22 protein-coding genes and 1 riboswitch are annotated in these 21,526 nt (G+C 54.8%); of the genes, 17 read left to right on the forward strand and 5 right to left on the reverse strand.

Going from position 1 to position 21,526, the window contains the following annotated elements:
* Positions 1–31 precede the first annotated feature (31 nt).
* Together KXU80_RS25090 and KXU80_RS25095 are read left to right on the forward strand one after the other, a co-directional pair.
* Positions 32–967 carry an ABC transporter ATP-binding protein gene (locus KXU80_RS25090; RefSeq protein ID WP_219835825.1) on the forward strand — a complete coding sequence of 312 codons (936 nt, stop codon included), beginning with the start codon at positions 32–34 and terminating at the stop codon, positions 965–967.
* Positions 960–1,751: an ABC transporter permease gene (locus KXU80_RS25095; protein WP_219835826.1), complete on the forward strand. Its 792-nt coding sequence runs from the start codon at positions 960–962 to the stop codon at positions 1,749–1,751. The genes KXU80_RS25090 and KXU80_RS25095 overlap by 8 nt, the downstream gene beginning before the upstream one ends.
* A gap of 65 nt (positions 1,752–1,816) precedes the next feature.
* Here KXU80_RS25095 and KXU80_RS25100 read toward each other — a convergent pair whose 3' ends face one another.
* Positions 1,817–2,263 carry a bactofilin family protein gene (locus KXU80_RS25100; protein WP_219835827.1) on the reverse strand — a complete coding sequence of 149 codons (447 nt, stop codon included), beginning with the start codon at positions 2,261–2,263 and terminating at the stop codon, positions 1,817–1,819.
* Between the two features lie 146 nt (positions 2,264–2,409).
* On the opposite strand from KXU80_RS25100, the gene cls reads away from it, so the two are divergent.
* Positions 2,410–3,837 carry a cardiolipin synthase gene (cls, locus tag KXU80_RS25105; RefSeq protein WP_219835828.1) on the forward strand — a complete coding sequence of 476 codons (1,428 nt, stop codon included), beginning with the start codon at positions 2,410–2,412 and terminating at the stop codon, positions 3,835–3,837.
* Between the two features lie 118 nt (positions 3,838–3,955).
* Here the strand turns inward: cls and KXU80_RS25110 are convergent, their stop codons facing one another.
* Complete coding sequence (locus KXU80_RS25110; protein WP_219835829.1) at positions 3,956–5,188, reverse strand: NAD(P)/FAD-dependent oxidoreductase; 1,233 nt, start codon at positions 5,186–5,188, stop codon at positions 3,956–3,958.
* A gap of 125 nt (positions 5,189–5,313) precedes the next feature.
* Positions 5,314–5,526 carry a hypothetical protein gene (locus KXU80_RS25115; RefSeq protein ID WP_219835830.1) on the reverse strand — a complete coding sequence of 71 codons (213 nt, stop codon included), beginning with the start codon at positions 5,524–5,526 and terminating at the stop codon, positions 5,314–5,316.
* Positions 5,527–5,779: 253 nt separating this feature from the next.
* On the opposite strand from KXU80_RS25115, the gene KXU80_RS25120 reads away from it, so the two are divergent.
* On the forward strand, positions 5,780–6,868 hold the full coding sequence (locus KXU80_RS25120) for an asparaginase (RefSeq protein ID WP_219835831.1): 1,089 nt from the start codon (positions 5,780–5,782) through the stop codon (positions 6,866–6,868).
* 266 nt (positions 6,869–7,134) lie between these two features.
* Positions 7,135–7,296, forward strand: a complete 162-nt coding sequence (locus KXU80_RS25125; RefSeq protein WP_219835832.1) for a DUF1328 domain-containing protein — start codon at positions 7,135–7,137, stop codon at positions 7,294–7,296.
* 258 nt (positions 7,297–7,554) lie between these two features.
* Here KXU80_RS25125 and KXU80_RS25130 read toward each other — a convergent pair whose 3' ends face one another.
* Positions 7,555–8,412, reverse strand: a complete 858-nt coding sequence (locus KXU80_RS25130) for an AraC family transcriptional regulator (RefSeq protein WP_219835833.1) — start codon at positions 8,410–8,412, stop codon at positions 7,555–7,557.
* Positions 8,413–8,600: 188 nt separating this feature from the next.
* Here KXU80_RS25130 and KXU80_RS25135 point away from each other — a divergent pair, with 188 nt between their 5' ends.
* The 4 genes from KXU80_RS25135 (at position 8,601) to KXU80_RS25150 (ending at position 13,060) form a co-directional block, all read left to right on the forward strand.
* A complete protein-coding gene (locus tag KXU80_RS25135; protein ID WP_219835834.1) occupies positions 8,601–9,773 on the forward strand; it encodes a galactokinase in 1,173 nt (390 codons plus the stop codon).
* 31 nt (positions 9,774–9,804) lie between these two features.
* Entirely contained in the window at positions 9,805–10,794 is a 990-nt protein-coding gene (gene galE, locus KXU80_RS25140; RefSeq protein ID WP_219835835.1) for a UDP-glucose 4-epimerase GalE, read from the forward strand.
* A gap of 39 nt (positions 10,795–10,833) precedes the next feature.
* Positions 10,834–12,414, forward strand: a complete 1,581-nt coding sequence (locus tag KXU80_RS25145; RefSeq protein WP_219835836.1) for a UDP-glucose--hexose-1-phosphate uridylyltransferase — start codon at positions 10,834–10,836, stop codon at positions 12,412–12,414.
* Positions 12,415–12,598: 184 nt separating this feature from the next.
* Entirely contained in the window at positions 12,599–13,060 is a 462-nt protein-coding gene (locus KXU80_RS25150) for a hypothetical protein (RefSeq protein WP_219835837.1), read from the forward strand.
* 150 nt (positions 13,061–13,210) lie between these two features.
* Here the strand turns inward: KXU80_RS25150 and KXU80_RS25155 are convergent, their stop codons facing one another.
* A complete protein-coding gene (locus KXU80_RS25155) occupies positions 13,211–13,435 on the reverse strand; it encodes a DUF1128 domain-containing protein (protein ID WP_219835838.1) in 225 nt (74 codons plus the stop codon).
* A 146-nt stretch (positions 13,436–13,581) separates the two neighbouring features.
* Here KXU80_RS25155 and yyaC point away from each other — a divergent pair, with 146 nt between their 5' ends.
* From yyaC to KXU80_RS25195, 8 genes are all read left to right on the forward strand, one after another.
* Positions 13,582–14,154: a spore protease YyaC gene (gene yyaC, locus KXU80_RS25160; RefSeq protein ID WP_219835839.1), complete on the forward strand. Its 573-nt coding sequence runs from the start codon at positions 13,582–13,584 to the stop codon at positions 14,152–14,154.
* A gap of 21 nt (positions 14,155–14,175) precedes the next feature.
* Complete coding sequence (locus KXU80_RS25165; RefSeq protein WP_219835840.1) at positions 14,176–15,024, forward strand: alpha/beta fold hydrolase; 849 nt, start codon at positions 14,176–14,178, stop codon at positions 15,022–15,024.
* Between the two features lie 42 nt (positions 15,025–15,066).
* Positions 15,067–15,723 (forward strand): DUF6483 family protein, encoded by a 657-nt coding sequence (locus KXU80_RS25170; RefSeq protein WP_219835841.1) that lies wholly within the window; start codon positions 15,067–15,069, stop codon positions 15,721–15,723.
* 17 nt (positions 15,724–15,740) lie between these two features.
* The gene (locus tag KXU80_RS25175) at positions 15,741–16,940 is read left to right on the forward strand and encodes a class I SAM-dependent methyltransferase (protein ID WP_219835842.1); all 1,200 of its coding nucleotides are present in this window, start codon (positions 15,741–15,743) and stop codon (positions 16,938–16,940) included.
* Positions 16,941–17,064: 124 nt separating this feature from the next.
* Positions 17,065–18,735 carry a histidine kinase N-terminal 7TM domain-containing diguanylate cyclase gene (locus tag KXU80_RS25180; RefSeq protein WP_219835843.1) on the forward strand — a complete coding sequence of 557 codons (1,671 nt, stop codon included), beginning with the start codon at positions 17,065–17,067 and terminating at the stop codon, positions 18,733–18,735.
* A gap of 18 nt (positions 18,736–18,753) precedes the next feature.
* Positions 18,754–19,440 carry a GGDEF domain-containing protein gene (locus KXU80_RS25185; protein WP_219835844.1) on the forward strand — a complete coding sequence of 229 codons (687 nt, stop codon included), beginning with the start codon at positions 18,754–18,756 and terminating at the stop codon, positions 19,438–19,440.
* A gap of 27 nt (positions 19,441–19,467) precedes the next feature.
* The gene (locus tag KXU80_RS25190; RefSeq protein WP_219835845.1) at positions 19,468–20,550 is read left to right on the forward strand and encodes an HD-GYP domain-containing protein; all 1,083 of its coding nucleotides are present in this window, start codon (positions 19,468–19,470) and stop codon (positions 20,548–20,550) included.
* 35 nt (positions 20,551–20,585) lie between these two features.
* A riboswitch (cyclic di-GMP riboswitch) is annotated at positions 20,586–20,679 on the forward strand.
* Positions 20,680–20,767: 88 nt separating this feature from the next.
* Complete coding sequence (locus tag KXU80_RS25195) at positions 20,768–21,487, forward strand: PilZ domain-containing protein (RefSeq protein WP_219835846.1); 720 nt, start codon at positions 20,768–20,770, stop codon at positions 21,485–21,487.
* The last annotated feature ends 39 nt before the right edge of the window (positions 21,488–21,526 follow it).

Raw genomic sequence — 21,526 nt, forward strand, 5'->3', positions numbered from 1 at the left:
TGCAGCAATCTGCAAGAGGGGGGCAGGCTAGATGGTACATTCAGCCGCATCGGACAAGCAGCCGATTGTCAGGCTTCAGCAACTAACGAAGGTGATCGGAAGACGGACCATCATAGACGGACTGACGCTCGACATACCGCGCGCCGAAGTCGTAGGATTCTTGGGACCGAACGGAGCGGGCAAGACGACGACCATTCGAATGATGGTAGGACTCATGTCCATGACCAAGGGCGACGTGCTGATCGAAGGGCACAGCGTTCGCGACGATTTCGAGAATGCGATCCGCCATGTAGGGGCGATCGTAGAGAATCCGGAGATGTACAAGTATTTGACGGGGTTTCAGAATCTGCTGCATTTCTCCCGGATGATTCCGGGCATTACGAAGCAGCGGATCGATGAAGTCGTGGAATTGGTAGGTCTGAAGGGCCGCATTAACGACAAAGTGAAAACCTATTCGCTCGGGATGCGCCAGCGTCTCGGGATTGCACAAGCCATCATGCATAAGCCTTCGCTTCTGATTTTGGATGAGCCGACGAACGGGGTCGACCCGGCGGGGATTCGCGAGCTTCGCGATTATTTGCGAAAGCTGGCGAAGGAAGAGGGCATTGCCGTCCTGGTGTCCAGCCATCTCTTGAGCGAGATGGAGCTGATGTGTGACCGGGTCGCCATCATTCAAGGCGGCAAGCTGATCGACGTGCGCACCATTCAGAACGGCGTGCATCTGGAAGGAACGACGAGCCAAATTCTATTCGAGGTGGATCGGCCGGATGATGCAGTAAAGCTCTTGGCTGCGTATGATGCGGCGCTCATGGACGACGGGGCGCTCGTTCGCGCAGATCGGGACACGGTCGCGGCTATCAATTCCGTTCTCGTCGGCGCAGGCGTTAAAGTATACGGCATTCGCGTGCTGAACAAGTCGCTGGAAGATCAATTCCTCGAGATGACGGGAGGCGAGCCGATTGTATAATTTCCTGCAGCTTGTGCGTAACGAGAATATGAAGATTTACCGCCGTATCGGAACATGGATCATGTTCGGTATTATTCTGCTGATTGTCCTCGTCGTGAACATTCTGTCCAAGGCATTCTCGGACACGTCGACAACCTGGCAAGTCATGAGCAATATTGAAACCTTCTGCTACCTGCTGATCACGATCTTCACCGTCGTCGTATCCGCCGAAAGCGTAGCGGGCGAATTCTCCTCTGGAACGATCAAGCTGCTGCTGATCCGCCCGTGGAGCCGTTCCAAAATCCTGCTATCCAAATACATAGCGCTGCTGCAGTTTGCCCTGCTGATGTCGATCTTCATGTTCGTCTGCTCCTATGTACTGGGTCTGATTCTGTTCGGCGCCGGCGGCGGCGCGACGGCAAGTGAGGCGCTCGGTGCCGCAAACGATTCAGGTCCGTTCAGCTATATGATTCAAGTCTATCTGCTGGATTACATCGGACTTATTATGATCGTGACGTTCAGCTTCATGCTCTCGACGCTGTTCCGCAGCGGCGGGCTGGCAATCGGCTTGTCGATGTTCATCTATTTCTTCGGGCTGATCGCGAGCGGTCTGCTCAGCATGCTGAATTATAAATGGGTGGAATACCTGCTGTTTCTGCATTTGAACCTGAAGCAGTACTTAGCGAGCAAGGAAATCGCGCACGGGATGACGATCGGCTTCTCGCTCGGCGTGCTGGCCGGCTATTATATCGTGTTCGTCGCCATCACGTGGTTCGTCTTCAACAAACGTGACGTTGCAACCTAAATAAAGGAATGAAGGGAGTGCCTGCCGTCTAACCAGACCGGCGGGCTCTCCCTTTTTTGCGTCCATTACCCGGCTTGCCGGGCTTTCTCCTTGGCGGCGTTTTCTTTCGCCTGCTGTTGTTGATGAAGCATCGGGTCACTATCCGGATGAAGACGCGATTTGGGCTCCGCCGAGCGTTCCATGCGACAGTTGCCGTTATACATTCCTCCGTCCTGAATGAGCATCGTATGCGCGAGCACGTTGCCGAACAGCTGGCCGGAAGCGGTAATGGTCAGCCGGCCCTTCACGACGATATCACCGAACACCTTGCCTGCAATCGTCAAGTCGCGGGCGGTAATGCCGGATCTTGCGATGCCGCATTCGCCGACGATGACATCGCCCTTGCACTCGATATCTCCCCGATATTCCCCTTCGATTCGAATGCCGTTCTCGCTGATCAGCTTGCCTTCCACATGCGTGCCTTGTCCGATTAACGTTTCGGTGCCGTCGCTTCGTTTGGGTTCCTTAAACATCGTGTCGATTCATCCTCCCTCGCAGGTGGTAACTTGCTATTAGCTATTTATTCTTCGAAGTCTAGAAACATGCCTTGAAAGATGTATAGGCACAAGAGGGAGCGTCAAAGCTAGATAGAACGGACAGAGCCGCGAGGAGGACCACGATGATCTGGGCGTTAGCTGTATGTATCATCTTTATTTTTCAAATCGCGACCATTCTAGTGTTGGAATTTAGGCATCCGTCGAAAACCGTTGCTTGGCTGCTTATCATGTTCGTGCTGCCGATCGTCGGCTTCGTCATGTATTATTTTCTAGCCCAGGAGTACAGACGCCGCCGGACGATGCGCCGCCGCGGCGTCATTACGCAGGAGGAGAAGCTGCAGGCGCTGCTGCGCTGCAAGCTGGTCAACCGGCCCGAGGATATGCACGGCCATCAATTCGACCACCAGGAGCGGCTCTATCATTTGCTGCAGAGCATCACGCTCTCTCCGATTACGAGCGGCAACGAGACGCAGGTGCTGACGAACGGACCGGATACATACGATGCGATTCTAGCGGCGATCGCAGAAGCGAAGCATCACATCCATATCGAATTCTACACGATTCGCGACGACGGCATCGGCAGGAAGCTGAAAGCGCTGCTCATCCAGAAAGCGCGTGAAGGCGTTGAGATCCGGATCATCTACGACGGCATCGGCAGTCTAGAGCTCAGCAGCAGCTATATTCGCGAGCTGGAGAAGGCAGGCGTGGAAACGCAGTGCTTCCTCCAAGTGAAGGTGGCCTTCTTCAATAAAAGGATGAATTTCCGCAATCACCGCAAAATCGTTGTCGTCGACGGTCTCGTCGGGTTTGTGGGCGGCATCAATATCGGAGACGAATATCTTGGCGGCAACACGAAGCTTGGCTTCTGGCGGGATACGCATCTGCAGATTCGGGGAGACGCGGTGTACTTCCTACAGGAAGTGTTCCAGCAGGATTGGTGGTTCACGGCGAAGAAGCGGTTGACGGATGCGGCTTATACGCCGATGCATACCTGTAAGGGGCAGGAGCAGGTGCAGATCATTTCGAGCGGCCCCAACACCCGCGATGCGGCGATTCTGGAATGCGTATTTGCAGCGGTATCCGCGGCCAAGTCGCGCATCTACATCACGACGCCGTATTTTATTCCGGACCCCAGCGTGCTGATGGCACTGCGAATAGCGGCCTTAAGCGGGGTTGACGTCCGCATCATTATTCCTTACGTGGCGGATACGAAGCTGGTCTTGTTTGCCTCGCTCTCTTATGTAGAGGAAATGCTGGTGGCTGGCGTTCGCATTTACCGGTACCATAACGGCTTCGTTCATGCCAAGGTGCTGATCGTGGACGAATTGCTGGCATCCGTGGGGACGGCGAACATGGACATGCGAAGCTTCTTCAGCAACTTCGAGATCAATGCGATGCTCTTCGACGGCAAAGCGATCAAGCGGCTGGAATCGGATTTCATGAGGGATCTGGAAGCCTGCGAGGAGGTAAACCGGTCTCAATTTCAGAAGCGGCCGGTTTGGCAGAAGGCGAGTGAGGTGGCGGCCCGGATGCTCTCGCCGCTCTTGTAACGGATAAGCTCATGCATTCAAGCCGCGGTCTGACAGGCGATAGAGGGGGGGCAGAGAGGAACATATGTGTTCCACTCTGGCTCCCCTTATGTCTCTAAGCAGGGAATGGTCCAGCTAGTTAGACGTTTTGAAGGGTTGGACGATCGAGCGCGACGATCGGGGCCAATTCGTTGCTGCGCCCTTGTATGAGGTCGCTCAGGATGTTCGCACCCATCATGCTGTAAACCGTGCCGTTGCCGCCATAGCCCAGGCAGTAATAGATGCCGGGACGCTTGGGATCTTCGCCGATGAACGGCAGGTAATCGCGGGACTGGCAGAAGGTTGCATTCCACTCATAGTCGGCATGTACCCGAAAGGAAGGGAACAGCTCCTTGACGCGTCCAGACAGCTTGTCTGCGATCTTGGCTCTCGAAACTTCCCCGGTCAGGGGCTTGAGCGCTTCTTCATCGTACCCGCCGGCCACGACGCGGCCGTCTGCCGTCAGCCTTGCATAGAAATAAGGGCGGGCGGTTTCCCAGATCAGAACCTGTTCATACCAAGGCGACAGATCTGCCTGAGGCTCCGTGACGATGACGCTCGTCCGGTTCATAACGGCTTTCACGAGCTGCCCGCGGAGCTCCTCCGGCTCGTAGCCGACTGCGTAGATGACATACTTGGCATGAACCGAAGCACCTGCAGCGGTATGAAGAACATGCGTCTTCGCGTTCGTTTGCTCATGTGCGGTGATATCGGTTTTCTCATGCACCAAGAGACCGAATTTGGATGCAGCGTCGTCAATAACGCCGTGTACGAATCGGTACGGATTTACTAGGGCGTCCCCTTGGGTCAGCATCGCGCCGGGTTTCTTGAAGGGGAAACGGGCTTGAATCTGCTCCGGCTCCCAGTAAGCCACATCGAAGCCGTTCTTCCTTAGCGCAGCGTACTCCGCCTTCAGCTTAGGGACATCCTGCTCGGAGCTTGCATAATAGAGACTGCTCCTCGGTTGAAACTGGGCATCCAAGGACAACGAGCCAGCGACGGCACCCAGCTCCTGAACGGCAGCCGCGCAGCCCTTATAGAAGGCGGCCGCACTGTGCTCGCCGATCTGCTCCGTCAGCTCCGTGAGCATGAGGTCGTTGCAGAACTGCAGCAGGCCCGTATTCGCAAGGGAACTGCCGCCGGCCGCGCTTCCTCGTTCGAGCAGAACCGTCTTCAGGCCGCTTCGCGCCAGGATGAACGCGCAGATTGCGCCGGACATGCCGCCGCCGACGATCGCCGCATCGACGAGAAGGCTGCCTTGAAGCGGGGGATAAGTGCTGCATTGCGGTAAGGTGTCAGGCCAGAATAATCGCCCTTCATGTAAATCCTTCATCTAATGATCATACCTCCCTTAGCTAGGATGCCCAATTGTGTAATCTTGTTTCGCGAATTTTCGGATGATGCACAAAAAAGGGAAGCTGCCGAGGCGGGCTGCTTCCCTTCTAGAAACACAAGTCGCTATTCTTGTATAGGATCCGGAACCAAGCCTTCTTCCTGCAGCTGGCTGTTCGTTTTCATCTGCTTCATATCATGGCCAAGACGCTTCATATCCTGCAAATCCTGCACCATGGAGCCGTTCTTCGCTTCCGCGATTGGAGCGGATTTACGACCGGCTTGACCTGCTGACGCCGATGGCAGCTGTTCATGCTGCTGCGGGTTCAAACTCGTCATACTCGTCAACTCCTTTAAGATTGGCTTATGTTTATTTACACCGAATCGGAAGTCTTGAATCAGCGGCGGCCTTAAGATAGGCGGCTAACTAGGCGTGAACGTTGGCGGCGGTTAGATGAGCGGGGGCAGGGCAGTCTTGCCCATAGGAAGCGATTGTTCATTGATGCAACTAGGTGCAAAGCACTTCGACATGGTAAACTAGGTTCTTGAGATCATACATCGCTACCGTACAGAAATGGCAGGGGATTTAGGAATGGTGAACAATAACCCGACAGCGGCAGACGTGCTGGGGGTGCCGCTCGTTCAGACGACAAGGGGCGGTACGGTTGAAAATGTGCACAGCGGTCATGCCGTGGTCGTGCGTGCGGACGGTGCGATTCTGGGACAGGCGGGGGACGCATCGATCTGGACCTATATGCGTTCCACCGCTAAGCCGGTGCAGGCTTTGCCTGCCTTGCTCGGCGGCGTGCCGGAAGCCTACGGACTGGATGAAGCGATGCTTGCACTGATGTGCGCCTCGCATCAAGGGACGGAGCCGCACATCGCCGTGCTGGAGCAGATGCTTGCGCTGACAGGCGTACGCGAGGAGCAGCTGGTGTTCGGCCCGCAGCTGCCGGCGAACCTTGAAGCCCGCGACGAGCTGCAGCGGCGCGGCGGACAGCCGCGTAAGCTGTACCATGTGTGCGCGGGCAAGCATATCGGCATGCTCGCGCTGTGCAAGCTGCGCGGATGGCCGATGGACACGTACGCGGAGCGGGAGCACCCGCTGCAGCAGGAGCTGCTGCGGACGGTCGCCGCGCTCGCGGAGCTGGAGCCGGAGGCCGTCGGGTGTGCTGTCGACGGCTGCGGCCTGCCTGTTTTTGCGCTGCCGTTATGGCGGCTGGCGCTGATTTACGCGCGGCTCGCCGCGCATGACGGCGCCGCAGCGGGAGGCGCCCCGGGCGCCAAGCCCGCCGGCGAAGCGGCGGCGGGCAGCGCCATGGCTGCAGCGGCGGCGCGTCTCGCCGCTGCGATGCGCAGCCACCCGGCCCTTGTGGAGGGGCCGGGCCGGCTGGCAAGCGTGATGCTTGGCGATGGGAACGTGGTCGCCAAGAGCGGGGCGCAGGGCGTCTTCGTCTTCGCCCTGCAGCGGGAAGGGATTGCCGTCGCCGTCAAGCTGGCTGACGGCGGAGAGTCCGCTTGGCCGGAGGCCGTCTGCGGCATCCTGGAGCAGCTGGACCTCGGCGCGGAGCTGATCGCGCGCATCCGGCAGCATATCTCTCCAGAGATGCGCAATGATGCCGGCCAAGTCGTCGGGCAGCGCGAAGCCTGTTTGACGCTTCAGCGCTTCGACCGCGAATAGCATGGATTAGCTGAACCTGTAACCCTCCAAAGCTCATGGCCGTCACGGCTGAGCGTGGAGGGTCATTTGCGCTGCGCCGATTTTCGCATGCAGAGGAGCTGGAGGAAGGTGGACGGGGGGATTTTACGGCTTGCCGAGCCGTGGTTCTTACATAAGCATGGGCTCCTTTTCCAGAAGTCCCCGTTTCAATGCGTCCTGTCTGGTGTAAATGCAAAGTAAGCACGTGCAGTACCAGCAAACACGATGTAACCGAAAGGGTGAGAGGTATGTTAGGCTACGCTGTTATTTTCTTTATCATCGCATTGGTGGCAGGGATATTGGGATTTTTCACGTTGGCCTCGGCAGCCGCCGCGATCGCGAAGCTCTTGTTTGTTGTCTTCCTGATCTTGTTTATCTTATCGTTTATTTTCGGAAAAAGACGCATTTAACGTCATGCATCCCTTGCAGTCAATCAGCTAAGACGAACGGAAGAGGCCTCCGCGGAGGCCTCTTCCGTTTGGGCTGGAGGGGCGTGGCGCTCCAAACCGGGCCCCGTCTTCGAAGCAGAGCAAGCCGCCCCCTGCTTACAGCGACATTGTAGCCTCGCCCACAGCGATCGTCGCCTCACTCACAGCGACTTCGTCGCGCCGCCCACGCCTCGCTCATGCCACGCTCATGCCTCGCTCACAGCATTTGCATCGCCTCGCTCACAGCGACTTCATCGCCTCTCGATACGCCGTCGGCGACTGCCCGTAGAACCGGCGGAACTGCTTGGAGAAATAGAGCGGATCCTGGAAGCCGACGGATGCCGCGATCTGCTCAATTGTGAGCTCAAGCCGCTCCCGAAGGAGCAAATGCGCCTTGTCGATCCGCAGCTTGAGCAAGAAGGTAACCGGCGTGAGGCCCGTCTGCTGCTTGAATATGCGTGACAGGTACGCCCGGTTGTAACCGAGCGTCTCCGCCATGTTTCCGATAGAGATCGGTTCCGCGTATTGGGTGGACAAGTAGCGCAGCACTTGACTGGTCAGCGCTTCGCCGTCATCACTGCGATGCAGGGCATCTTCGCCTTCATCCAGGAGCGTTGCCCCGAATTCGGCGAACAACAAGTGCAGGTAGCCTGCAGACCGCAGATGAGCCGTCTGGCCGCCGTGGCGGAAGGTGCGCTGCATGTTGTGAAACAGCACGCCGATTCGCGGATTACGTCCAGTATCGATTACCGGCATATGAGGATTGAAGCCGGCTTCCGCCGCGAGTCCGGCAGCTTGCTTGCCCTCGAAGGCGATCCATCGGTAACGCCAAGGGTCTCTGTGGCTTGATTCATAGCTGATCAGCTGGTCCGGGTGTATGAGGAAGGTTTGGCCGGCATGCAGCTCATGACGATTGCCGGCACATGAGAAGATACCAGATCCGGATAAGATATAATGAATCAAAAAGAAGTCGTAGACCTTGGGTCCCACCAGATGACTCGGCTTCGTCTGGCTTTCGCCGGAAAATAGGACATATAAATCACCATGTGCATTGGGCACGGGATTAGAGAGGACCGTGTAGGTTGTTTTCGGCTCCATGGGAGGGAAACACCTCCGTTTCTTAGTCGCACAGTTACAGCAATTGTAGCATACCCCGCTGCCCAGGTTCGACATGACGTCACATAATTCCATGTGAAGTTCACATGATGCCATTTCGTTCACTGCCGCATTCGGCTATACTGAACCTAGCACAAACAACTACAATAAGACGAAAGTGGTGTGGCATAATGGCTAACCTCCATGAATTGACGCAACGATTTCTGAGTGTATATGGCGAATCGCATGAACAAATTTCTATTTTTCACGCACCTGGCCGGGTCAACCTGATCGGCGAGCATACGGATTACAATGGCGGCTACGTGTTTCCCGCTGCGCTGACATTCGGTACGACGCTGCTGATACGCAAGCGCGACGACAATCAGCTCGGTCTCGCATCGACGAACTTCGACGAGCATAAGCATCTGCCGATTTCCCCGATCGTCTACGATGAGGCGGATGACTGGATGAACTATCCGAAGGGGATCGTGAACGAGCTGCAGCAGCGCGGCACGGTGTTCGAGAACGGCTATGATCTGCTTTTCCACGGTGAAATCCCGAATGGCGCGGGCCTGTCTTCCTCGGCTTCTATCGAAGTCGTTACCGCATACGGTCTGCTCACGATGGCGGGTTACCCGATTGACACGGTGCAAATCGCGCTGCTGTCCCAGAAATCCGAGAATGAATTCAACGGTGTGCAGTGCGGTATCATGGATCAATTCGCGGTGGCGAACGGCAAGAAGGACCACGCGATTCTGCTGATGTGCGACACGCTGGAATACGACCTGGTGCCGTTCAACTCCGGCGACTATCAGCTGGTAATCGGCAACACGAACAAACGCCGCGGCTTGGTGGATTCCAAGTACAACGAGCGCCGCAGCCAATGCGAGCAGGCGGTACAGGATCTGAAAGCGGCTTTCCCGGAGCTTACGCTCCTCGGCCAGTTATCGCTTGAGGATTTCAATGCGAACAAGCACCTCATCAAGGACGAAATCGTTCGCAAACGCGCCGAGCATGTCGTCGAAGAAATCGACCGCGTGCTGCAATCCATGAAGGTACTCCAAACGAACGATCTTGCAGCATTCGGGCAGCTGATGAACGCATCGCATGACTCGCTCCGCGATTTGTATGAAGTAACGGGAGATGAGCTTGATGCCATGGTAGCCGCGGCGCGTCAGGTTAAAGGCGTACTGGGCTCCCGGATGACAGGCGCCGGCTTCGGCGGCTGCACGGTGTCGCTCGTTCATAAAGACAGCATCGAGACGTTCAAGTCCGAGGTTGGACGCAATTATACGGCAGCTACAGGCTTAACCCCGGATTTCTACGTCTGCACGATCGGCAACGGCGTAGAGCGATTGGTTTAAATAGTTTCATAACTAAAGGAGGAGAACAACCATGGCAGTACTCGTAACCGGAGGAGCGGGCTATATCGGCTCGCACGCAGTAGCGGCGCTCATCGAGCGCGGCGAAGAGATCGTCATCGTCGATAACCTGCAGCAGGGACATAAGGATGCGGTGCTTGGCGGCAAATTGTACGTCGGCGATCTGCGCGACGCCGAGTTTCTTGATACGGTGTTCGGCGAGAACAGCATTGACGCGGTCATCCATTTCGCGGCGAATTCGCTTGTCGGTGAAAGCATGAAGGATCCCGGCAAATATTATCACAACAATGTCTACGGCACGCTTTGCCTGCTCGAGAAGATGAACCAGTACGGCGTGAAGCGGATTGTCTTCTCGTCGACGGCAGCCACGTACGGCGAACCGGAATCGATTCCGATTCGTGAGGATGACCGTACGCTGCCAACGAACACGTACGGCGAGACGAAGCTTGCGATGGAGAAAATGATGAAATGGTTCGACGTCGCCTATGAGCTTAAATACGTGTCGCTGCGGTATTTCAACGCGGCTGGCGCGCATGCAAGCGGCCGGATCGGCGAAGATCACAATCCGGAGACGCATCTGGTGCCGCTTGTGCTCCAAACCGCGCTCGGCCAGCGCAAGCACATTTCGATCTTCGGCGATGATTATGCGACAGAAGACGGCACATGCATCCGCGATTACATTCATGTAAGCGATCTGGCGGACGCACATGTGCTGGCAGTAGACCGGCTGCGTAAGGGCGGCGAGAGCGCCGTGTATAATTTGGGCAACGGAACCGGCTTCTCCGTGAAGCAGGTCATCGATATTGCCCGCCAAGTGACGGGCCGCGAAATTCCGGCCGTGATGGAAGCGCGCCGCGCCGGAGACCCGGCCGTGCTTGTCGCTTCTTCCGACCGTGCCCGCACGGAGCTCGGCTGGAACCCGACCCGCAACAAGCTGGAAGACATCATCGGCAGCGCGTGGGCGTGGCATCAGAGCAACCCAAGCGGATACAACAAGCAATAGGGCTGCAGCCACGCCGCAGCAGAAGGAGCATTGACCTACATGACAAACCAACATACGCCCGGCTCGGAAGACGTGCTGCTGCTAATCGAACGGCTTGTTCAGTTTGCCGCGCAGCGCGGGATGATCGAGCCTCCGCTGGATATGTACGCATCTCGTAATGCGCTGATCGATCTGTTCGGCTTCACCGAAGCCTACGCCGGAGAAGTGCCGGAAGAACGGCTCGACAGCCCGGCTGCGCTGCTGGAGCCGCTGCTTGATTACGGCGCGTCCATCGGCCTTATCACGGATAATACGACGACCTTCCGCGATCTGCTGGACGCCCGCATCATGGGACTGCTCATGCCGCGCCCGTCGGAGGCGGCGGCGCAGTTCCGTCGTACGGCGGAAAGCGAAGGAATCGCGAAGGCGACCGATGCGTTCTACCGGCTCAGCATCGATTCCAACTACATCCGCATGGACCGCATCGCGAAGAATCAATACTGGCAGCAGCCGACGGATTACGGCAAGCTTGAAATCACCGTCAACCTCTCTAAGCCGGAGAAGGATCCGAAGGAAATCGCCCTGCTCAAGACGATGGCGCCGAGCAATTATCCGAAATGCCTGCTCTGCGCGGACAATGTCGGCTACGCTGGCCGCGCGGACCATCCGGGACGCCAAAACCTGCGCGTTGTGCCGCTGGAGCTGCAGGGCGAAACCTGGTACTTCCAGTACTCGCCTTACGTGTATTACAACGAGCACAGCATTGTCTTTCACGGCAAGCATGTACCGATGCGGATTACGCACGCCACCTTCGCTCGCCTGCTTGATTTCGTAGACGCCTTCCCGCACTATTTCATCGGCTCCAATGCGGATCTGCCGATTGTCGGCGGCTCGATTCTGAACCATGATCACTTTCAAGCCGGCCGCCATGTGTTTCCCATGGAGACGGCTGCTGCCGAGCAGACCTTCGTTCATCCATCGTCCAGCGGCCTGACGTACAGCATCGTCGCATGGCCGATGAGCGTCGTGCGCGTGAACGGCAGCGACAAGGCGGAGGTGCTGAAGGCAGCAGGTGCAATCTTGGATGCTTGGCGCGCTTACAGCGATCCGGAAGCGGACGTCTATGCTTTTACGGAGAAAGACGGCGAACAGGTGCCGCATAACACGATTACGCCGATTGCCCGGCTACGCGAAGGCGGCGGATATGAGCTGGATCTCGTTCTCCGCAACAACCGGACAAGCGAAGAGCATCCGGATGGCATCTTCCATCCGCATCAGCATCTGCATCACATCAAGAAAGAAAATATCGGCTTGATCGAGGTTATGGGACTGGCGGTTCTCCCGGGCCGGCTCAAAACCGAGCTGGAAGAGATCGCTTCGCTCCTTACAGGTGGGACGGCGCTTGACCAGGCTTCGCTTCTTAACGGTCCGCTGGGCAAACATGCCGAGTGGATCGGCGGGCTGGCTGAGGAACACGGCACGTCATTGACGCGCGATCAGGCGGAGTCGCTGCTGCGCGATGAAGTCGGACGCAAGTTTCTGGACGTGCTGGGGGATGCCGGCGTATACAAGCGTACGGCAGCCGGCCAAGAAGCGTTCGCGCGTTTCTTGACATCGCTCGGCCTCGTTCCGCTCAAATAATTGCGTTTAAAACAGGCTGTTCGAAAGTCATTATGGCTTTCGAACAGCTTTTTATTGTTGTCAGCCGAATAAATGTGATATCCAACAAAATAATTGGAATATTTTTATATTAAAAAAAGGAAAAATGAATGTTATGGCGAAAATAATTTAGATAAGTTATTTCCAGATCCGGGGGGACGATGAAATGCCGCAGCCTATAATACCAATTGATGAATTTCTTGCATTATCGACCGACGAGCAGGTCGAGAAGCTGAAGCAGTGGAAGATGGATTACACCTTGAAAGATATCCGCGATGCCTGGGGCTTCAAGCATTCCGCGCAGTACTACATGCTGCTTAAGAAGCTCCGCATTTACGAGCGCGTCGTGAACAAATCCGACAAATTCTCGCCGGAGCAGCTGCTCTCCTCGCGCCATGGCGCGGAAGTGTATACGTCGGCCGCAAATGCGGTCATTGACCGCGCTGCGCCCGCGGATCAGTTCGGCTATGAGCTTAATGTCACGCTGAGCGGTCCGGAGCTTGCTGAGAAGCTGGATCGTCTTGCGCATTTTCTCCGCGGCGAGCATAAGGCTGTAACAGTGAAATTATCCATCTTTGCGTCCAAAGGGGTTATGGCTCCGACTGAAGCAGAAGAGGAAGACAACTAACAAAGTACACCGGTTACATCCAATTAGTCTTGTCATATTATTCAAAAATGTGGAAAAAAAATAAACCCGAACGTATCGAGCGTTCGGGTTTTTATGATCATTTATTGTCATAACTTGTTATTAAATGGAAGACTCAATGAGCATAAATGATTATACCCGCAGTTGGCCAAGCTCCGATACGATGGCTTCTACTTCGCTGATGCTGAATTTATCCTTGCCGGCCACGATTTCGTAGACATCTCTCAAATCCTCGTATTTGTCCAGGCTGAAATTGGATGCCTGCATGGCAGCGCCGGAAGCCATGCGCAGCTTCGTCTTAATTTCCTCGATCATATAGGCAATATTCTCTTGATTCGGTTCCTCTAAATTTCTCATTGCGAACGCTCCTTCTTTACCCGTTTGATTGTTCGTATTGTAACATGACAAGCGGCAGACCGCTACTTTCAGGACGCAGTCTATTTGAAGCGGGACTTCGATTTGGGTACAATGAGGACAGTAATACAGGGGAGGCAGTTCGAAGCATGGGCAACCGGGCAAAGGCGCGCAGGGCGCGAACCGCGGATACGGTGTCCCGGCAGCGGGTGGAAGCGGAAGGGCTGGCTGTTTTTCTGAAGCAGTTAGCTGCGCTCGAACCTGATCCCGCACGAATCGGATTTATTTGCATCGGCACCGATTGTTCGACCGGTGATTCCTATGGACCGCTGGTCGGAAGCTTGCTTGCGCAGGCCGGCTGGCGGGTTGTTATCGGTACACTGGAGCAGCCCTGCGACTCGGATCGTTACGAAGCTATGAAGGCGGGGATTCCGGAGGGGCTGACGACAATAGCAATAGATGCATGCTTGGGTAAGAAAGAAGAGAAGCCGGGCTATATCGTCGGCGAAGGCCCGCTCTATCCGGGACATGCGCTCGGCAAGAGATTGGGGCCGGCCGGTGATTACAGCATTGCCGGTATTGTAGGCCGGGCGGGCGTGAAGCCCTACTGGACGATTCAGCACGCCTCGTTATATGAAGCGATGGGCATGGCCCGCGATACGGCGGCTGCCATTCAAGCCGCGTGGCATATGCCGGCCGTTCATGCGATTTATTTACGCTAAAACAGAAGGGAAGTGGTATGCATGACATTGAACAATCGTTCCATTGCCGACCAGACCTATACGCTGCCGGATGGTCAAGTAATCGCCTATTATGATTCAGGTTCTGCTTCCGTTTCGGCGGATACGACCCAGCATGTTATCGTACTGCTTCATGGGTTTTGCGGAAGCTCGGCGTACTGGGGGGAGCTTATTCCACTCCTATCTGGTGAAGGACGGGTAATCGCGCCGGATCTCCGCGGTCACGGCCTCAGCACCGCTCCGGATCAAGAGGCATACGAGATGGGCGATTTCGCCCGGGATCTGAAGCTTCTGCTCGGTCATTTGAATGTGTCCACTGTGCATCTGTTTGGACATTCGCTTGGGGGATATGTATCGCTGGCGTTCGCAGAGAGCTATTCCGAGCAGCTCGACGCCCTTGGTCTTATTCATTCCACGGCTAAGGCGGACAGTGCAGCAGCGCAAGCTAACCGCGACAAGGCGGCACATGCGCTCAAGGAGGGCGGCATTCAGCCGTTCGTTGAAGGCTTGGTGCCCAAATTGTTTGCTCCCAATCACAAATCATCCATGGCGGATCGCGTGCAAGCCATGATCGAAGCCGGTTATGAGACTTCGGCAGCCGGTGCGGCAGCCACAGCGCTTGGCATGAAGGCTCGCCCTGACCGGACCGCTGTTCTTGACGGGCTGACGGTTCCGCTGCTGCTTATTGCAGGATCGGAAGACGGCATCATTCTGCCCGCGAACACATTCACGTCGGACGGTCCGCAGGTCAAGCAGGTGCTGCTTGAAGGCTGCGGACATATGAGCATGGTCGAGGATCCGAATAAGCTGGCCGGAGAGCTGGCGGCGTTTCTCCATTTTCATCGCGTATAATCGAGCAGCTGGTCAGCATGGCCCGGGAGGAGAGGAAGTCACATGTTTCAACGTGATTTTTTTATGAGAATGATTGAACAGATGGGGGAAGCTGCGGGCGTGGTCATGGGGCTTCGCCAGCAGAAGAAGAATGAAGAGGCGCTGCAGGTAATCGACGACTTGCTGGATCGGCAGTTCCGGATGAACGGGAAGCTGATTCGCCAGCTGTCGGATGCGGACCTTGTCCGGATGATGACGACGAACGGGGTCGTGGAAACGACCAATTTGCATGCAGTTGCGCTGCTTCTTAAGCAAGAGGCGGACATTCTGGATGATCTTAGCCGTCAGGACCAGGCTTATCCGCTGCATTTGAAGGCCTTCCATCTATTCATGCGCCTCGCGCTGCTGGATGCGCCGGCGATGCTGCGGACGCCATCGGAGGAAGCGGCTGATATGGCCTCGAAGCTGCACGAATACGAGCTGCCCCAGGCGACGAAGCTGCTGATGTGGGAATGGTATGAGGGCGACCGGCGCTATGACGAAGCCGAGAATATGCTGCACGAGCTGCTGGAGGACGGAGCGATCCCTGCCGAAGAGGCGGTTGAATTCTACCGCAGATTGCTGCTGCTTCCCGATGAATCGCTGCAGGCAGGCGGACTTCCGAGGGAGGAAGTCACGGAAGGTCTAGATCGAATCAAGCAGAATATCGAAATGATGTAGGAGATGAACGAGAATAGATGGACAGCAAGGAGCAATGGCAGACGGATCTTATGCAATGGGTATCGGAAGGGGAATTAAGAGGCGCGACGTTCAGCCAGCTTCGCCGCAAGGATGGTCAAATTCCGTCCAAAACGGTCATTCGCCCGATCGCGCTCAAGGGCGCGCTGCATTATCAGTTTCAATACTATATCGATAACAAAGTAACGCACGAGAATATTCCGCAGGGCGAAGCGGGAGCGCGAATGGTCGCATGGCTCACGGAAAACTACCGTCAGGCGCTGCTGAAGACAGACGCAGAGGACGTTCAGCTGCTGTTCTCGAAGAAGGGGAAGGCGACCGTATTGAGCAAGCCTTCTTCCTTGCCGTCAGGAACGCGGAAGGACGAGCTGTCGCATAACCGCCAGAAGCAGCGCGTCGTACAGGAAGGCGAGGCCGCGCCGTTCATGGTGGAGCTTGGCATCATGACAAAGGACGGCCAGGTGATTGCGAAGAAACAGGATAAGTTCCGCCAAATCAACCGCTTTCTTGAAATGGTTACGGACGTGCTTCCCTATTTGCCGGCTGACCGCGAAATCACGATCGTCGATTTCGGCTGCGGCAAGTCGTATTTGACCTTCGCGCTCTATCATTTGCTTGCCGTTAAGCAGCAGCGCCCGATATCCGTCGTCGGCTTGGATTTGAAGGCGGACGTCATCGCGTTCTGCTCGGAGCTGGCGCAGAAGCTCGGCTACGACCGTCTTCGTTTTCAAGTCGGCGATATTGCCGAGTACAAGGAGCAGACGGAAGTCGATATGGTCGTGACGCTTCATGCCTGCGATACGGCTACGGACGCCGCGCTGGTGAAGGCCGTGGAGTGGGGGGCTTCCGTCATCCTGTCGGTGCCTTGCTGCCAGCATGAGCTGTTCAAACAGATCGAGAACGACGCCATGAAACCGCTGCTAACGCATGGCTTGCTCAAAGAGCGGTTCACTGCGCTTGCCACGGACGCGATTCGTTCCCAGCTTCTGGAGGTGCTTGGCTATCGGACGCAGCTGCTGGAGTTTATCGACCCGGAGCATACGCCGAAGAATATGCTGATTCGGGCTGTCAAGTCGATCGGGGGAAATACAGAAGCATCCAGAAAATGGAGCGAGTATGAGGCGTTTCGGAATATGCTGCAGGTTTCGCCATACTTGGAACGGGCATTGGAAGAACGGCTCCAGCTCGCGATAAAATGATGTTAAATAAGGTTACAACTGTTGTTGTCGAATATTAAATCTGTGTGATAGAATAGAGTGGAAATATGCAGATTGTCCCAGGCCTTTTTTCATAGAAAACTATAGATTGATTTGGGTGGAGCACATGGGACTTACGACAGGGCTGGATCTAGGCCTTCTACTTTTTTTGTTCACCTTATTCATTTATGTTTTTGCAAGAAACGTCATTACTGCGCAGTATAAAGTGTATCTGCTCTTTCACTTCTTCATGATGGTTTGGCCTTTTGGCCAGATCGGTGTCCACACCATAGATAATCCTCACCTTCAGATTGTCTTCATCACCATTTCCTTTGTTGGTTTATCGATGCTCGGGTTTGGCTGGCTGCTGTTTACGAATTTTTTAGTAGATACGTCCTACAAGCCGAGACGAAACGTAGTTTTGAGCATGCTTACACCTTCGTTGCTCTTGTCGATCGGGATGATCTGGAACCCTGCCAATTTGTTCGTCGCGCCTGTTAAAGGCGGCTATCTTGAGCGGGAATACGGGCCTATTTTTTGGGCGATGGTCATTTTGTTATTATCTTATTACGTATACTCGCTGCACCATCTGTGGACTGCTTATCTTGCCAAAAAGCCGGTGTATGAGAAGGCGCGGATCGCGAATGCGCTTGTCGGCCTGATTATCATGAGCACGATGCCGCTTCTGGATCTGCTGCTGAACGTAATCTTGGATCGCTGGCTGCCTGTTATACCGGGACTGACCTCGCTTGGGATTGTGCTGTCAGACCTGTATTTCGTACTCTCGCTGCAGAAGCATCGCTCGCTGGATATTGTTAAAGTCGCGCAGCAGGATGTCTTCAATACGCTCTCTGTGGGCATTATCGTTCTGGATGAGCATGAGATGGTCATTGAACTGAACAGCAATGTCAGTCCGAATCTGCATATCGCTGTCGGAGACTCCTTCAATATGGAGAAGCTGCTTCTTGGGTACTCGCTCGAGAAGGGCAGGGAGGAAGAGCTGCTGCTGAAATATCGAACGGAGCCTTCAGAGCGCATCACGACGGAGCTGATTATTGATCAGGGCGATTCGGTCTATCAATATCTGTCGATGAAAGCGGCGCCAGTGATGATGAGCGGGAACCGGATCGGTAAAGTTATCACGCTTCAGGACATCTCGGAATTGAAAACGCATATTCTCAAATCGCAAGAGCATAATACATCGCTACAAGAGCGTAACCGCGCTTTGATTTATATGCAGGACGAGCTATTTCAAGCCAACCGTAAGCTGGAACAAATGGCGATTACGGACAGCTTGACCGGTTGCTTCAACCGTAGATTTCTCATGCAGCAGCTGGAGCATGAGGTACTGACTAATTTAAGGTACAAAATTCCATTTGCTTTGTTTTTGTTTGACATTGATTTGTTCAAACTTGTCAATGATACGTATGGGCATATCATCGGAGATGAGGTCATCCGCCAAACAGCCGAGGTGGTCAAGGCCGCGTTGCGGCGCACGGACATCCTGGCACGGTACGGCGGCGAGGAATTTTCCGTTTACTTACCGCATACGAACCGGGAACAGGCTGAGGTACTGGCGCAGCGGATTCGCGAGGTTGTAGAATCCAACGAAATCGCCACTGGCTTAGGTCTGCCTTCGGTGTCAGTAACGATCAGTATGGGCATGCATGTCATTGATGAACAGAGCGAAATGAGAATGGAAGATGTAAAGAGTTATTTGCGAGACCTATTTGCTAAAGTGGATACCGCCTTGTACAGAGCCAAGGATAACGGACGAAACCGTGTGGTCAATCTATAGTAGAAGGGGGACAGCGATATGTCAGTCAACGGACGCCTGGTGGCAGGCGCTGCAGCATTGATAACGACAGCAGCGACAGCAGGGTTATGCTACATGACGGCTATTGGACATTCGCTGTTTTCTGTTCAGCTCGGCGTAGTTGTTTTCGCGTCGAGCATGCTTACCGGGGGATGGATGCTCGGACGCAAATATGACCGGTTGAAGGAAGAGTCGACGATTGACTGCTTGACTAACGTGTATAACCGCAGATTCATTGAAGTGAATTTCAATAAACTGCTGAAGCAAGCGGAACGTAAACGCAAGAAAATGACCATTATACTGCTTGACGTGAATGACTTTAAGGAAGTAAATGATCGATTCGGGCATCTGCAAGGCGATAAGGCGCTTGCCTTGATTGCGGAGACGCTGCGAAATTGTTCGGAACGCGGCGAAATTGCAGGCAGATGGGGCGGAGACGAATTCATTTTGATCTGTCCGTATGCCGACGACAAAGGAATCGAACGAATAACGAAACGAATTCATGAGCAGCTGCTGAGTGTTTCAAGACGATCCGGACTTCGCTTGTCAGTCTCGGTGGGCTCCGCGTCTTTCCCTGAACATGGCGGGAATCTAGCTCAGCTGACCTTGGCTGCAGACACGAGAATGTACGCGGATAAGTATGTACGCAAAGTGCAAGAAACCGAACCGGCAGCGCTGCAAGCATGAAGCAAGCGATAAAGGCGGGATACACCAATGAGAAAAGTTCACATCAATTCCGTTGCCCCTGGAGATAAGCTGGCCCGCCCTATTCTGCAAGAAAATGGAAACGTACTGCTTGGCGCCGGCGTGGAATTGAGCCAGCGATTCATTGACAGGCTGGCTGGTCTGGGCATAGATAACGTATACATTGATGATCCTCTCTCTGAGGGACTGGAGCCGACGGAAGCCATTCAGGATGACACGCGAAAATCGGCTTCCGCGAACATTTTCAAGACGATGAATACATTGATGGATCAGCCTCAAATCAAGGGAAGGACGATAGCGCCGGAGCTTGGCCGAACATTTCGGAAGGTGTTTGGCGATATCGTGCAGGATCTCGTCAGGCGCGAGGATATGATGGTCAGCCTTACCAATATCCATGTGGCCGACAGCTACCTGTTCAACCACTCTTTGAATGTTGCGATATTCGCGGGTATTATGGGCCTAGCTAAAGGCTATAACCGCAATCAGCTTGAAGAGCTCGGGATGGGCGCACTGCTCTTCGATATCGGCATGACGAAGCTCCCGAAGGAGCTGCTCGCGAAGAACAGCGTATACACGCCGGCCGAACGGAACCAGATGGAGAAGCATACGGAAGAAGGCTTCAACATCATCCGGGCGCAGCATGACATTTCATTGCTCTCAGCCCATTGCGCGTTTCAGCATCATGAACGCTATGATGGCTCGGGCTATCCGCGTAAGCTGAAGCGAGACGAGATACATGAATATGCGCAAATTATCGGAATTGCGGACGTGTTTGACGCCCTGACTTCCAACAGACCGTACCGTAAACGGTTTACGCCTTCGGAAGCGATTGAGTTTTTGTTTGCTGCCGGCAATACGTATTTTGATCTGGACCTCATAAAGATGTTCTGCAAGCATATTTCGATCTACCCCGTGGCGACTACGGTGCTGCTCAGCACAGGTCAAATTGGTGTTGTAGCGCTGAATAACCAGCTCGCCGTTCATCGTCCTGTCGTACGCATTATTAGGGAGCCTGACGGAGCACCGCCGAAGGCTGCGTATCAAATTGATTTGAAGGACGAGCACAGCCTTATGATTGTCAAGGAAGTGTAGATCATCTGGACCAACGTCATCCACAACTTCATAGTCATCGATACTAGCAAACTTGCCGAAAGGCAGGGACGCAAAGCCATAGGGTCTAATGTTCGCTTGAAACGAACGAATGACAGCCTGGCTGCCGAAATGCAAGCCTGGAGTCATCCAGGTCTACAGGAAGCGGATCCATGTTACAGAGGGAGCGCTTTTTTCATGTGAAGGAGGGGAATGCCGCATGTCTGCCATGTATGCACGGAAGGACAATTATGGGGCGGACAAGCCCGCGTTTCAAACGAAGGCGCTGCTCCACAGCCGAACAGTTGTCGAACGAGAAGGCTATGTATCAACGGGTATTTTGACCTATATCGAAGGCGACATGATGGAAATTGAAATGTCGGAATTCAAGAGCTTCGAACTGGGTGATCCCGTGAAGCTGACCTTGTATACGTCGGTCGGCATTCACCGGCTGCAATCTACGGTCATTGCGAAAGCAGAAGGAGCCATCGCCCTTCTCTTCCCGTCTCGCGCCTTCGCGGGACATGAAGAGAAGCGGGAGTCGCAGCGGCTTCAGGTCGCCCTCTCGGGCAAGCTGAGGCGTACGATTTCCCGCAAGGTCGAGACGTCCGATCTGGAACAAGTCATGATCGCGGCGCAGGATCAGTTCGAGCTGAGCGCGAGCAACTTGAGCGAATCCGGTATCGGCTTTCGCATCTCGGCGGGTCCGTATATGAATGCGGGAGAAGTTGTGGGTGTCACGCTTGATTTAGGAGCGCCTTTCGAAGCTAAACTGGAGATCATTCGAAAGGACGAGAGCGGCATTGTAAAGTTCTACGGAGCCCGTTTCCTGGAGCTGGATGAACAGCATCGGAGGACGCTTCGTGCGTACCTGCTTCGTCAACAAGTGGAAGCTTACTTTAAGCTAAAGCAGCAGGGCGGGAAGGAGCAGCGCAAGTAGTACGATAATCATTGAAGAAGGCGTGCATCGGAAAACCCG

This window comes from Paenibacillus sp. R14(2021) (assembly GCF_019431355.1).
GTDB lineage: Bacteria > Bacillota > Bacilli > Paenibacillales > Paenibacillaceae > Paenibacillus_Z.